The sequence below is a fragment of the Tsuneonella litorea genome (assembly GCF_025154015.1).
Taxonomy (GTDB): Bacteria; Pseudomonadota; Alphaproteobacteria; order Sphingomonadales; family Sphingomonadaceae; genus Tsuneonella; species Tsuneonella litorea.
On record NZ_JAOAMV010000008.1, the window covers coordinates 40,062 to 53,228 of the forward strand.

At 63.5% G+C, this 13,167-nt stretch carries 10 protein-coding genes and 1 tRNA gene; 7 read left to right on the top strand and 4 right to left on the bottom strand.

Translation table 11 applies throughout. The annotated features are described in order from the left end of the window. Nucleotides 1-51: 51 nt before the first annotated feature. Both N0B51_RS13750 and N0B51_RS13755 read left to right on the top strand, forming a co-directional pair. Entirely contained in the window at nt 52-1,068 is a 1,017-nt protein-coding gene (locus N0B51_RS13750) for an SPFH domain-containing protein (RefSeq protein ID WP_259963155.1), read from the top strand. A gap of 4 nt (nt 1,069-1,072) precedes the next feature. Beyond that, nucleotides 1,073-1,561 (top strand): NfeD family protein, encoded by a 489-nt coding sequence (locus N0B51_RS13755; protein WP_259963157.1) that lies wholly within the window; start codon nt 1,073-1,075, stop codon nt 1,559-1,561. Here N0B51_RS13755 and N0B51_RS13760 read toward each other — a convergent pair. Next, nucleotides 1,558-2,502 carry an NAD(P)H-binding protein gene (locus N0B51_RS13760; RefSeq protein WP_259963158.1) on the bottom strand — a complete coding sequence of 315 codons (945 nt, stop codon included), beginning with the start codon at nt 2,500-2,502 and terminating at the stop codon, nt 1,558-1,560. The genes N0B51_RS13755 and N0B51_RS13760 overlap by 4 nt on opposite strands. A gap of 151 nt (nt 2,503-2,653) precedes the next feature. Between N0B51_RS13760 and N0B51_RS13765 the strand changes: the two genes are divergently transcribed. Continuing rightward, nucleotides 2,654-2,740 (top strand) — tRNA-Leu (locus tag N0B51_RS13765). 165 nt (nt 2,741-2,905) lie between these two features. Beyond that, entirely contained in the window at nt 2,906-4,129 is a 1,224-nt protein-coding gene (locus N0B51_RS13770; RefSeq protein WP_221586444.1) for a tyrosine-type recombinase/integrase, read from the top strand. Between the two features lie 136 nt (nt 4,130-4,265). On the opposite strand, the gene N0B51_RS14905 is transcribed toward N0B51_RS13770, so the two are convergent. The 3 genes from N0B51_RS14905 to N0B51_RS13780 all read right to left on the bottom strand — a co-directional run bounded on the left by N0B51_RS14905 (nt 4,266) and on the right by N0B51_RS13780 (nt 5,651). Then, nucleotides 4,266-4,460: a DUF6961 family protein gene (locus tag N0B51_RS14905; protein ID WP_375545963.1), complete on the bottom strand. Its 195-nt coding sequence runs from the start codon at nt 4,458-4,460 to the stop codon at nt 4,266-4,268. Continuing rightward, entirely contained in the window at nt 4,451-5,002 is a 552-nt protein-coding gene (locus N0B51_RS13775; RefSeq protein WP_259963159.1) for a thermonuclease family protein, read from the bottom strand. Before N0B51_RS13775 ends, N0B51_RS14905 begins: the two co-directional genes overlap by 10 nt. 64 nt (nt 5,003-5,066) lie before the next feature. Continuing rightward, nucleotides 5,067-5,651, bottom strand: coding sequence for a lytic transglycosylase domain-containing protein (locus N0B51_RS13780; RefSeq protein WP_259963160.1), 585 nt, complete (start codon nt 5,649-5,651; stop codon nt 5,067-5,069). 138 nt (nt 5,652-5,789) lie between these two features. Between N0B51_RS13780 and N0B51_RS13785 the strand changes: the two genes are divergently transcribed. From N0B51_RS13785 to N0B51_RS13795, 3 genes are all read left to right on the top strand, one after another. Continuing rightward, the gene (locus tag N0B51_RS13785) at nt 5,790-6,704 is read left to right on the top strand and encodes a DUF7146 domain-containing protein (RefSeq protein ID WP_259963161.1); all 915 of its coding nucleotides are present in this window, start codon (nt 5,790-5,792) and stop codon (nt 6,702-6,704) included. 75 nt (nt 6,705-6,779) lie between these two features. Further along, nucleotides 6,780-11,027 carry a strawberry notch-like NTP hydrolase domain-containing protein gene (locus N0B51_RS13790; protein ID WP_259963162.1) on the top strand — a complete coding sequence of 1,416 codons (4,248 nt, stop codon included), beginning with the start codon at nt 6,780-6,782 and terminating at the stop codon, nt 11,025-11,027. Nucleotides 11,028-11,131: 104 nt separating this feature from the next. Beyond that, the gene (locus N0B51_RS13795; protein ID WP_259963163.1) at nt 11,132-13,105 is read left to right on the top strand and encodes a ParB/RepB/Spo0J family partition protein; all 1,974 of its coding nucleotides are present in this window, start codon (nt 11,132-11,134) and stop codon (nt 13,103-13,105) included. Nucleotides 13,106-13,167 lie beyond the last annotated feature (62 nt).

Here is a 13,167-nt window from a genome sequence, read left to right on the forward strand (position 1 = left end):
TGCCCGGTGCCCGGCGCCCGTTACGATATCGCGGGTAACAGGAGGATTGAAATGGGTCCCTTGATCACGCTCGCGCTCGTCGTGGCGGTGCTGTTCATCTTCGTCATGTCGGCGATCAAGGTCGTGCGGCAGGGCTACGTCTACACGATCGAGCGGCTTGGCAAGTACACCAAGGCAGCCGATCCCGGGATGCACGTCATCATCCCCTTCGTCGACCGGGTCGGCCAGAAGGTGAACATGATGGAACAGGTGCTCGACATCCCGGGCCAGGAGATCATCACGCGTGACAACGCGATGGTGGGGGTCGACGCGGTGGTGTTCTTCCAGGTGCTCGACGCGGGCAAGGCGGCGTACGAGGTGCACAACCTCTACAACGCGATCATGGCGATCACGACCACCAACCTGCGCACGGTGATGGGCAGCATGGACCTCGACGAGACGCTGTCGAAGCGCGACGAGATCAACGCCCGCCTGCTCGGCGTGGTCGACCACGCGACCTCGCCCTGGGGCGTCAAGATCACGCGGGTCGAGATCAAGGACATCCGCCCGCCGCTCGACATCTCCGAGGCGATGGCCCGCCAGATGAAGGCCGAGCGCCTCAAGCGCGCCGAGATCCTCGAGGCCGAGGGCGAGCGGGCGAGCCGCATCCTGCGCGCGGAGGGCGAGAAGCAGTCGGCGATCCTGTCCGCCGAAGGGAAGAAGGAAGCCGCCTTCCGCGATGCCGAGGCGCGCGAGCGCGCCGCGCAGGCCGAAGCCGAGGCGACCCGCGCGGTGTCCGAGGCAATCGCCCAGTCGGGCAACCAGGCGATCAACTACTTCATCGCGCAGGAATACACCAAGGCGGTCGGCAAGTTCGCCACCAGCCCCAATGCGAAGACGATCCTGTTCCCGGTCGAGGCGACCCAGCTGATCGGCTCGCTCGGCGGCATCGGCGAACTGGTGAAGGAGATGGCGCAGCCGGGTGACGTGACGACGCCGGGCGGGGGGCGCACCCAAGCCGACTCGGGGGTGGCGCTGCCGCGCCAGCGGCAGGGTGCTGCGGTGCCGCGCACCGGCGGAGACTCGTAAGGCGATGGACTGGCTCGACGGCCTCGACGCCTACTGGGTCTGGTTCGCGATCGGCCTCGTGCTCGCGGGCGCCGAGATGGTCGTGCCCGGCGTCTACCTGATCTGGCTCGCGCTCGCCGCGCTGGCGACCGGGGCGCTCGTCTACGTGTTCGATCCCGGGATCGCGCTGCAGATCGTCAATTTCGTGTTCCTCTCGCTCATCATCGTCTCTGCCGCGCGGCGCATCCTGACCGAGACACCCATCGCCAGCACCGATCCGCTGCTCAACAACCGGATGGGGCGGCTGGTCGGGCAGACCGGGACGGTCGCGGTTGCGATCGAGCACGGCGAAGGGCGCGTGCGCCAGGGCGACAGCGAATGGTCGGCGCGCGGGCCCGAACTGCCCGCGGGCGCTCGGGTGCGGATCACCGGGTTCGATGGCGGGACCCTGATCGTCGAGCCGCTGGCCCTGCTCGCGGGTGACGGAGCGACGGCTCCGAAGGATGCGCCCTAGCTCGCAAGCTTCTCGTTGAAGCGGCCGTGCTTGCGGTAGCGGATCATCCACCGATCGAGGAACAGGCCGAGCGGGCGTGGGGTCACGCCGAGTTCCGCGATCCCCGGGAATTGGCCCGAGGGCCGGTTGCCCTGCTTCAGGAGCGTCCACTGGTCGGTGTTCATCGGCGTGCCGGGCACCATCGCAAAGAACGCCGAGACTCCGTCGGGCATGTCGATGAAGGCGCGCTTGCGGTTCTGAGCCCGCGCGATCCGTTCATTGAGGGCGCGCATCGTGATCGCTTCGGGTCCGGCGATCTCGAAGGTTCTGCCGCCGTGTCTCGCCGGATCGGCGAGCGCGGCGACCACGGCCCTCGCCGCATCCTCGACCGACAGCGGCTGGATCGACGCGTCCGGTGCGAAGACCGGCAGGACCGGCACGAGCGAGATCAGCCCGGCGAACATGTTGATGAAGCCGTCGTCCTCGCCGAACAGGATCGAAGGGCGCAGGATCGTCGCCTTGGGGAACGCCTGGCGCACCGCGTCCTCGCTCTCGGCCTTGGCGCAGGCATAGGTCGCAGGCGAATCGGCATCGGCGCCGATCGCGCTGACGTGGACCATCGCCGAGCAACCCGCATCGGCCGCGGCTTTCGCGAGGTTCTCCGCGCTGTCCACGATCGTGGTGACGAGGTCGCCGTCGAAGGTGCCGACGAGATTCACCACCGCGTCGGCCCCGGACACCGCGGCGGCGGCGCTGGCCGGGCTGGTCGCATCGCACCGGGCGAACTGGAGCTGCCCGAGCTGGGCGAGCGGCTTGAGCCGCCAGGCCTTCTGCGGGTGCCGGCTGGCGATCCGGACGCGTGCGCCGCGCGACAGCAGGGCCTGAGCGACGTGATCGCCCAGAAAGCCGCTGCCGCCGACCACGGTTACCAGCTTTCCGTCGAGTGGGTGGGTCTTCGCCATCGTGTTCCTGCCTTCGAATTGCGCCCGCCGCCCTGCCGCAAACGACGCCGCATCGCAACGCCCTAGCTTTGCCACGTTGACAAGCGGCCGCCCCCTTCGTATCGGCGCGCCCCTACCCGGCAGCCGCGCCACGACGGACGGCTGCCTCCGTGCCCAGATGGCGGAATTGGTAGACGCACCGTCTTCAGGTGGCGGCGGGGGTAACCCCGTGGAGGTTCGAGTCCTCTTCTGGGCACCATTTGTTCTTCTCACGTTCTCCCAAATAATCTATAAAACCCGCAGAAATTCTAGGGATTTGGCCCTTGGATCGTTCCGGATCGTCCCGCCTGTTCTCGGGGGTTCCAGACACTTTTGTGGGCCTTTTGAGGCCGTTTCGCAAAGGCCCAGATGAAAAGGCCCCCACATGCCTCTGACAGATACTCGCCTCCGCGCTCTCAAGCCCAAGGATAAGCCGTACAAGGTAACCGACGAGCGCGGCCTATATGTTGAGGTCACGCCGACCGGCGGCAAACTTTGGCGATTCCGATACCGGATCGGCGGCGCGCAAAAGAAGCTCTGCATCGGCAGCTATCCAGACATCAGTCTCAAGCAAGCGCGAGACGAAGCCTACGAGGCACGACGAGCTGTTGCTTCAGGGGGCGACCCGGCCTTTGAGAAGCGGAAGCGGAAAATCCGCGCCGAGTTCCTTTCTGCACAGACGTTCGAGGCCGTCGCACGTGAGTATATTGAACAGATGATGGTCCAGAATGGCCGTGCCGATGGCACGATCGTCAAGGCCAATTATTTCCTCGACAAGCTTGCGCCTGCCATCGGGAACCGACCCATCAACGAGATCGAGCCGTTCGAAGTCTTGGCTCCCCTCAAACGGCTGGAAGCCACCGGTAAGCACGAGACTGCGAAGAAATGCCGCTCGTTCGCAGGCCGCGTGTTTCGCTACGGTGTTGCTACCACCCGCTGCAAATCCGATCCGACCAGTATGCTGAAGGGCGCTCTCGTAACGCCGAGAGCCACGCATTATGCAGCAATCCTCGAGCCCACCGAGCTAGGCGGGCTGCTGCGCGCAATCGACGACTTCACTGGCTACATGGTGACGAAGTTAGCTTTGCAGATAGCGCCGCATGTGTTCGTACGCCCCGGCGAACTCCGGCACGCCGAATGGCATGAGATCGACCTCGTCGATGGGGTCTGGAAGATCCCTGCCGGTAAAATGAAAGCGCGCCGAGCGCATGCCGTCCCGCTTTCCAAGCAGGTTAGAGGCTATCTCACTGATCTGGCCGAGATGCTCGGCCGCGAAGGATATGTTTTCCCATCTGCGCGCAGCTCCAAGCGTCCCATGAGTGAAAACACGCTCAATGCCGCATTCCGTCGCATGGGATACTCGAAAGAAGAAGTCACCGCGCACGGACTACGGGCGACAGCATCGACATTCCTGAACGAGTCGGGCCTTTGGAATCCCGATGCGATCGAGCGTGCCCTGGCACATGGCGACAGCAATGTTGTGCGTGGCATCTACCATCGCGGCAAGCATTGGGACGAGCGCGTGCGAATGGCTCAATGGTGGAGCGACTACCTCGATGAGCTGCGGACAGGAGGAAAGGTCATCATGGGGAAGTTTGCGAAGGGTTGATCGGGAGATCGAATTTCTTCTCAGCCAATGCAGGATTGAAGGCTCAGGATCAGCCCTATCAGGGACACTGACGCCAGCACGGCGAACTCAATTCTGATGCCCCAGATTCGAAGCCAATTCCGCATCGTGCCGAGCCTCAGTTCGTAGAGCTTTGGCAGCTAAGTTGATCGAAGCGCTCAGCAACAGTCCTCCACGTTGCTATGCCTGCCTCGCCCCCTTCGTTGGATAGCCGCTGGATTTGCTGCGCGATATACGCGGTTCCTTCTTCGCCATGGTTCTTTTCGACCCAGAGTGCGACGGCCCACAATTCCTGATCGCGGTTCAGCACCATGGCTCACGTCTCCCGGTCCAGGTTCGCGCCAGGCCTTCGCTGACCAGCTGATCGCCAAGCGAGCGGCCGCCGCGCGTTACAACCCGCAACTTGCGACCGTACTGATCCTCGTCTCTGCTTCCGATGGTCCTCAGTTCAAAGGGCCCGCCATTCAGCAATTCGACAAGGCGGTGCGTCGCGCGCATGCCGAGCTGGTATTCATAGTCGCAACGAGGCTCGCTGATCTCGGGAGTGTCGATGTCGGCAATCCGGATCTTCACGCCATCAAGCCAGAAAGTATCCCCATCCACGACGCATGTGCGTCGGATGGGTCCGCAGATGTCGAATTGTGGGGAGCTTGCTTGCTGGAATAAAGCCTGAGGCTGCTGATCGTCGTTAGCAAGGCTGGCATCATGGACTGGCCAGTTGAGTGCCAGCATCCCTCCAGCAAATACGATCGCGAATGCTCCCAAACCCAACGCGACCTCCTTTCTCAGCTTCCGGCGCTTCTGTGCCTTCAACGCCTTGCGAAAGTCGAACGGCTCACCGGGGGTCTCATTCACTGGCGTTGTCCGTCTTCATTCCGGCACATGATTTCAGACAATAGCCGGAAATCAGGTAGTTTCGTCAATTGTACGTACCAATTGCTTGCCAACGTCCCAACACAGACCGGACATATTGCGGCGTTTCACCATTGTTGGGAATGCCGCGTGATCGGGAGACGGCACCTGGGCCAGCATTGTAAGCAGCCAAGGCCAGGTGGACTGCGTCGAACCGGTCCAACATATCGCGAAGGTACCTGGCGCCACCGTCGATCGATGCAAGAGGGTCATGACGGTTCCGCACGCCCAGTTCTCTCGCCGTGGCCGGCATAAGCTGAGCCAGCCCGGCAGCACCGGCTGGACTAACAGCCATCGGATTGAAGCGGGACTCAGCCCAGATAAGAGCACGAAGCAGGTTGGTCGGAAGCCCGTACCGGCGCTCGGCCTCGGCTATTGCCGCCATATACAGGCCTTCCCGGTAGGACACGTTTGCTGGCCCGGCTTGGTAGATTGCAGGAAGATATTCCCTTGCCGGCTGCTGGTCCGCCTTCGGCGGAACGATCGCGTGCTCGAACAAGGTGAAATCCTGGGCGCGAACTTGCTGCGAGGAGGTCGCGATCATCCCCAGACAGGCGACCGCTAGCGCGGTCAGACAATTGAGGCAGTTCATCTCGACTTGTGCTCCATTGATTCGAGTCGAAAGAGAACATAAAAAGAACATGTGCCTGTAGGAAAGCCGCGAATGCCTGCCTTTGGGAGAGGAGAGGAACGCTGATGAGGGGGCCACTTTACATGCTGAGGAGCTCGCATGTCCCTGTCTGTCCAAACTCATCCCAACCGGTCGCTTGCCGAGACCGCCCGTCGCATTTGCGAATCGCGAGGGGGCAAATGGTCCGGCACAAAGGGCATGGCCTGTTGCCCCGCGCATGATGACCGCACCCCGTCACTCGGTGTGTCGCTCGGCCGGCATGCCATCCTCTTCCATTGTTTCGCGGGATGCGATCAGCAGAGAGTGCTGGCTGCTCTGGCGCGTGAAGGCTTCGAGGCACCGGCGCTTTTTTCAGGTTCTGCGACCACCAACGAGCCCGAATCGACCAGCACCCGCAAACCCTCGGCGGTAGCGCTGAGGATCTGGCGCGATGCACAGCCACTGCGTGCCAGTCCGGCAAAGGCATATCTTGAAAGCCGCGGCATCCTCGCCGCATCTCCGGCGCTCCGCTTCCATCCACGAACGCCGCTTGGCCCGAAAGGACGGGCCCGCTTTCTGCCCGCCATGATCGCGGCAGTCAGCCTCGACGATGGCCCGATCGCCATCCACCGCACGTTCCTGTCTACCAAGGCCTCAGGCAAGGCCGCTTTCGACAAACCTAAGCGCGCACTCGGCGCGCCCGGGCAAGCTGCTGTCCGCCTCTTCGCTCCGGCCTCCGGAAAGCTCGGCCTTGCCGAGGGGATCGAGAGCGCGATGTCGGCCTACGCTCTTACTGGAATTCCCGTCTGGGCGACCCTTGGCAATGAGCGATTCGGTCTCGTCAGAGTGCCCGAGAGCGTGACCGAGCTTCATCTTTTCGTCGATCACGATGCTGGCGGCGAGCTGGCTGCATCGCGTGGCATTGAAGCTCATGCCCGCGATGGGCGGACGATCCAGGTCCGCAATCCATCCTCACGCGATACCGACTGGAACGATGAACTCACAGCATGGCTGCGCCGCAAGGCGGCGCGGTAGAGGAGAGAAGGCTTCTCGAATTCCTGATCCGGCAGAGGGCGTGTCCCGATGCCTTCATCAGGAGGACGAATTGCCATGTTTCAATCAGACCTGTTTCCCGCCGGCGAGCAGTTGCCGTCAATGCCCCTGGCCTATGCCATCGGCACCCGAGTTTCCGCGCTTCTTGCTTCGGGACGTCACCTTTCCCGTGTCGATATCGCCGGCCTTTTCGCCGAAGAGACCGGTGTTCTGGACTGGGGAGGTGGCTGGACCATCGACGACTACAACAACGCGGTCGAGATCGGCGCACTGCTCTGGCTTCGGGAGTCCTCACGCATCGATCTGGCAACAAGCGTGCAAGAAGCCGACGCGCGGTTCGACTGGCTCGAAGCTGCCTTGCCGCCGCGGCACGTTCGCAGCGAAGCACAGGTCGAGCTCCAGCAGTTCTCGACCCCGCCGATGCTGGCTTGGCAGATGGCTAAGGCCGCAGCTGTCTCTGCGCAAGACACCCTACTCGAACCGTCCGCAGGCAATGGTGCCCTTGCGCTGTGGGGCAGCGTTCAGAACGCCTCGTTGGTCCTCAACGAGATCGATCCTGCAAGACGAGACAGCCTGGGCCACATCTTCGCTTCGGCCGCGATCACTAGGCATGACGGGGAACTGATCGCCGACCTGCATCGCGGTCCTGTTCCGTCGGTCGTGCTGATGAACCCGCCGTTCGCTCACAGCCTGGAACGCGGCAAGGACGGTGAGACCGCTATGCGTCACCTACGCGGTGCAATCCGGGCCGCTGCTAATCAGGCGAGGATCGTCGCCATTATGCCTGAAGGCTTCGACGCCTCCACCTTCGCCATGGGACAGGACGAAGCATCGCTGCTCCTCGATGTTCGCCTGCAGCAGATGTTTCGCCGGACAGGGACGGGGATCGCCGTTCGCCTCGTCGTCATCGATAAAGTGCCTACTGCGCCGGAGCCAGCGATCAGCGGAGATACCTGCGACCTGATCGCGCTCCATGAACTTGTCACCGAGCTTCCGCCACGAGCGCGAATTTGCGCCAGCCTCCATCGACTGCCAGTCGGCAAGCCAGTGCGCCTCGTTGGCAAGACTTCGACCCAACGCACGCCGATCCGACCGGTGGCGCCTTTCGCAGCATCAGCCGCAACCACAGCGAATGCGATCGATCTTACCTATTCGGTCTTGGCCGACCCCGCGCCTGTGCCCGAACAGGCAGGCATCTACCTGCCTTACCGGCCCAGCCGCATCGCCTTCGAACATGCGCCGGTCCATCCCACCCCGCTCGTGGAATCGGTCGCCATGGGTTCGGTCGCGGCACCGCAGCCCGATGTTTGCCCGCGCCTTCCCGCAGGTTGGCAGGCCGATTGCCTGCTGTCCGAAGCGCAATGCGAGACGCTGGTCTACTCTGCCCAGGCATTTGCGCGCGATCTTCCGGGTCAGTTCAAGGTGAGCCAGGAAGGCACCTCGCTGGAACTCTCCGAGGACGGACACTCCTACCGCCAAGGCTTCTTCCTCGGCGACGGAACAGGAGCGGGCAAAGGACGGCAGATCGCAGCGGTCATCATGGACCGCTGGCTCGCAGACGAACGCCGCCATGTCTGGATCACCAAGAACGAGGCGCTGCTCGAAGATGCACGCCGCGACTGGGAAGCGCTTGGCGGCCTCCCGCTCGATCTCCAGCCGCTCTCGCGCTGGAAACTTGGGTCTGGCGTAACGATGTCGGAAGGCATCCTCTTCGTCACCTATCCGACGCTGCGATCGGGGCGCGCCGAGGATACGCGGCTTGACCAGATCCTTGCCTGGGCGGGTGAAGACTACGATGGCGTGATCGCTTTCGACGAAGCCCACGCTATGGCCAACGCGCTCGGGATCTCTTCAGCACGCGGCAAGGTCAAGGGCTCCGAACAAGGGATGGCGGGTCTCAGGTTGCAGAACCATCTCCCGCGCGCCCGGGTGCTCTACGCGTCTGCCACTGGCGCCTCGGATATCGCTAACCTCGGTTACACCTCACGGCTTGGCCTCTGGGGACCGGAGACCGCCTTTCCGACCCACGAGGCGTTCATGACCGAGATCCGCGCCGGCGGAGTGGCGGCGATGGAGCTCGTCGCCCGCGACCTCAAGGCCCAGGGCCTCTATCTTGCCCGTGCGCTGTCCTTCGCCGGGGTCGAGTACGAAATCCTCGAACACAGCCTGACCGAAGCGCAGGTGCGGATCTACGATGCCTATGCCGATGCCTGGGCGATCATTCACCGCAACCTCGAAGCTGCGCTCGAAGCAACCCGCGTGGTCGATGAGGACAGCGGCGATACGCTCAATCGCAATGCCAAGGCTGCGGCGCTGTCGATCTTCGAAGGCACCAAACAGCGCTTCTTTGCCCAGCTCCTACTTTCGATGAAATTGCCTAGCCTGATCCCCGCCATGGAAGCGGCGCTTGGCGAAGACCATTCGATTGTCGTGCAGCTGGTCTCGACCGCGGAGGCCATGCTCGACCGACGCCTTGATGACCTCACCGACGAGGAGCGAGAAGCGCTCGATATCGATCTGTCCCCGCGCGAATACGTCATCGACTACCTTACCAAGAGCTTTCCGGTGCGATTGATGCAGGTTTTCGCCGACGAGGACGGCAATCTTCGCTCCGAGGCGATGAGTGACGAGGAGGGCAATCCCGTCTTCTGCCAGCTCGCCATTGCCGCGCGCGATGCGCTGATCGAGCAGCTCTGCGCGCTGCCGCCCATCGCCACTGCGCTTGACGCGATTATCGAGCACTTCGGAACCGACGCCGTGGCCGAGGTCACAGGTCGGACCCGCAGGCTGGTCCTGAGCCGCGATGGTCAGCAGCGCCTCGAACGGCGAAGCCCCAGTGCCAATGTTGCCGAAGCGCAAAGCTTCATGGAAGGGACCAAGCGCATCCTGGTCTTCTCGGATGCAGGTGGCACGGGACGTTCCTACCATGCCGACCTTGGCTGCCGAAACCAGCAGCGCCGGGTTCATTTCCTGCTCGAACCGGGCTGGCGCGCCGACAACGCGATCCAGGGTCTTGGTCGTACGAACCGCACCAATCAGGCCTCGGCCCCGCTGTTCCGCCCGGTCACCACCGATGTGAAGGGCGAGCGCCGGTTCATCTCGACTATTGCGCGTCGGCTTGATGCTCTCGGCGCGCTTACTCGTGGCCAGCGCCAGACCGGCGGACAGAACCTGTTCGACCCGGCAGACAATCTCGAAAGCGACTATGCGCGCGATGCGCTCAGCCGCTGGTTCCAGCTGCTCTATGACGGCAAGCTCGAAGCCACGAGCTTCGGCCAATTCGTCGAGCGAACGGGCCTCCGTCTCGAAAACCCAGATGGGGGGCTGACCGACAATCTCCCCACGATCCAGCGCTGGCTAAACCGCATTCTCGCGCTACCGATCGCGCTCCAGAACGGAATCTTTGACGAATATCTCGGGTTGGTAGAGGCGCGGATCGAAGCCGCGCGCGAGGCCGGAACGCTCGACCAGGGACTGGAAACCGTGAGGGTTGATCGCTTCACGGTCCTTGCCGACGAACTTCTCCGCACCGATCCCGTGACCAGAGCGGAGACCCGCCTCGTCTCGCTCGAAGTAACGAGGCACCTTCGGCCTCTACGCTTGCAGCGCCTAGTACGCATGCACGAGATCGGCAGCCCGCACGCGATCCCGATGCGCAATGCGCGCTCTGGCATGGTCGCACTGTCGGTTCCGGCCCGACGCCTCATTGCTGACGACGGGGCCGTGATCGAACGCCGCCGCCTGCTGCGCCCGCTCAAGTCCGCGAACTGGACACTTGAGGCACTCGTTGAGAGCCACTGGGAAGAAATTGGCGTCACCGCGTTCACGAGCGCCTGGCGGGCCGAGGAAGAGGAGGCCGCTGCTTCACCGGTGACCGAGCGCGTCCATCTCGCCACCGGGCTGTTGCTTCCGGTGTGGAAGCGCCTGCCTGGCGATCATGTCCGCGTCGCTCGGCTCGTTGCCGAGGACGGCCAGTCGATCATTGGGCGTGAAGTGCTCGATATCGATCTCGCCGCAATCGCTGAGACCTTTGGTCTTTCCGGAGCTACCGGACCGGCGCCTGAGCAGATCGGCAACCTCGTCATCGCCAGCGGCAAGCCGCTGGGCCTCGCAAGCCACGATGCCTTGACCGTCAAGCGATCGCTGGTCGGCGGCGAACAGCGGCTTGAACTGACCGGGTTCTCGCCCGATCGGCTCGACTGGTACAAGGGCAAAGGCTGCTTCACCGAGATCATCCGCTACCGCACGCGCCTGTTTGTCCCGGTGTCGAATGCCTCGTCGGTTCTCCCCGCGCTTGCCGCCTGATCCCTCGGGCAGACCCCAATCTCAGAATGAGAGTGGAGGGAGCCCTTTGGGCTTGTGGGCCTCGTGATCCTCACCTGCGCCTTCATTCCATCAGGAGAACACCCATGATCCAGTCGATTCCTTTGAAGAAGCTCGTCCCGAGCCCGCGCAACGTTCGCAAGTCGAGCGACGTGCTGGCCGGCCTCCAGCTGCGGGCAGACATCGCCGCGCGCGGCCTGCTGCAAAACCTCGTCGTGCGCAAAGGAAAGCGCGGCAAGTTCGAGGTCGAGACCGGCGGTCGCCGTCTCGCCGCGCTACAGGCGCTGGCTGAAGAGGGCACCTTACCCGAGAACCATGAAGTTACCTGCCTCGTCATCGAAGGCGAGGAAAGCGAGGTGCGCGAAGCCAGCCTTGCCGAGAACTTCCAGCGTCTCGCGATGAATCCGGCCGACGAGGCGCAGGCCTTCGCTTCCATCATCGAGGCAGGGGCTACCACCGAAGACGTGGCGCGCCGCTTCGGCCTCACGGTCCGTTTCGTCGAAGGACGTCTGCGCCTGGCAAGTCTCGCGCCCTGCGTCTTCGAAGCGCTCGCCGAAGGCACAATCACGCTCGACATGGCCAAGGCCTACGGCGCGATCTCAGATGTCGAGCGCCAGGCGCATGTCTATGCCGAACTGCAGGACGCCTGGTACCAGATCACGCCCGACACGATCCGCCGCATGGTGCTCGATGCCACGGTGCGCGGTTCGGATCCGCGAGCCGTGCTCGTCGGACGCGATGCCTACCTCGCCGCAGGCGGCCGGATCGAGCGCGAACTGTTCGACGATGACGCCAGCGAAAGCTGGATCGATGTCGCGCTGCTCGAAGACCTCGCGCACAAGGCCATGGAAGAGGCGGCGGAAAAGACCGCGCTCGAATATGGCCTAGCCTGGGTGCGCCCGACCCTTGGCACCTATGTCAGCCATGACCTTGTTGAAGGTCTCGGTCGCTTGCCCTGCGAGCCTGCCCCGATGACCGAGCAGGAAGCGCAGGAGCTCGGCGAACTTGAATCTGACTACGACCGCGTCGCCGCCGTGCTCGAAGACGAAGACAGCGACGAGGAGGAGATCGCCAAAGCCGAACGCGAACTGGTCGTCATCGACCGGGCCATGCGGGAGCTCAATGATCGTCCCCCTGTGCTTGCCGACGAACTGAAACAGGAGGCCGGTGCCTTCCTCGTCCTCTCGCGCAATGGCGAGCCGACACTGGTCCCGCAGTTTTACACCGAGACCGAAGTCGTCGCCGACGAAGGTGTGGTCGAGGCCATCGAGGAAAGCAAGGCGGTGAAGACCAAGGGGAGCGCGCTGTCGCAGCGTCTTCTCGACGAGCTCGCAATGCAGCGCCGCGACATCCTGGCCATCCATCTCGCCAACGATCCCGCACTGGCGCTCGACTTCATGGTCTTCACGCTCGCCGATGCCGATGGGCACGACTGGCGCGCCAAGAAAACGTCGACACTTGTCGGCTCTGTCGCGTCGGGGCCTGTCACCGGGTTCGAGGCAAAGGATGCACCGGCGAGTGCTGCGCTAGCAGAGTTTGCCGGGTCGCTGGATGAAAGCTGGCGTGCTGGTGAAAGCGATGTCGAGCGGTTTGCGAGTTTCCGAGCGCTTTCCGATGAGGCGCGCTCGGCCTGGCTTGGCCATGTCATCTCGCGCACACTCATTGCCAGTCTTGCTTGCGAAGGCGAGCGCTCGGTGCCGATGCACGAGGCGCTGGGCTCCCTCCTCGAAATCGAGACTGCTCATTGGTGGCGCCCCACGGCGGCCAACTACTTCGACCGCGTGGCCAAGGCCCGCACGCTCGAGGCGCTCGATGCCGCCGGCGGTCCCGAACTGGTCAGTCGGTACGCTGCTTCGAAGAAGGCTGAGCTTGCGAGCGCTGCCGAACGCATCTTCTCGGGCAACTTCATTGGAGAGCCCGGGGTCAAGGAACGGGCGCAGGCTTGGGTGCCTTCGATTATGCGTTTTGCCGGTGTCGAAGAGGTCGAACCGGTCGACGCCGAACCGAATGAGCCAGTCGGCGACGTTCCAACTGACGAGATTGCCGAGCAGGCTGCCTGACCCCTCCTGACAGGCCCAGGTCACTCGGCGGGCGGTCCGTCCCAATCGGGACGGGCCGCCTT

Coding starts and splice junctions, on each gene's coding strand:
- N0B51_RS13750 (WP_259963155.1), top strand. CDS start 52: ATGGGTCCCTTGATCACGCTCGCGCTCGTCGTGGCGGTGCTGTTCATC.
- N0B51_RS13755 (WP_259963157.1), top strand. CDS start 1,073: ATGGACTGGCTCGACGGCCTCGACGCCTACTGGGTCTGGTTCGCGATC.
- N0B51_RS13760 (WP_259963158.1), bottom strand. CDS start 2,502: ATGGCGAAGACCCACCCACTCGACGGAAAGCTGGTAACCGTGGTCGGC.
- N0B51_RS13770 (WP_221586444.1), top strand. CDS start 2,906: ATGCCTCTGACAGATACTCGCCTCCGCGCTCTCAAGCCCAAGGATAAG.
- N0B51_RS14905 (WP_375545963.1), bottom strand. CDS start 4,460: ATGGTGCTGAACCGCGATCAGGAATTGTGGGCCGTCGCACTCTGGGTC.
- N0B51_RS13780 (WP_259963160.1), bottom strand. CDS start 5,651: ATGAACTGCCTCAATTGTCTGACCGCGCTAGCGGTCGCCTGTCTGGGG.
- N0B51_RS13785 (WP_259963161.1), top strand. CDS start 5,790: ATGTCCCTGTCTGTCCAAACTCATCCCAACCGGTCGCTTGCCGAGACC.
- N0B51_RS13790 (WP_259963162.1), top strand. CDS start 6,780: ATGTTTCAATCAGACCTGTTTCCCGCCGGCGAGCAGTTGCCGTCAATG.
- N0B51_RS13795 (WP_259963163.1), top strand. CDS start 11,132: ATGATCCAGTCGATTCCTTTGAAGAAGCTCGTCCCGAGCCCGCGCAAC.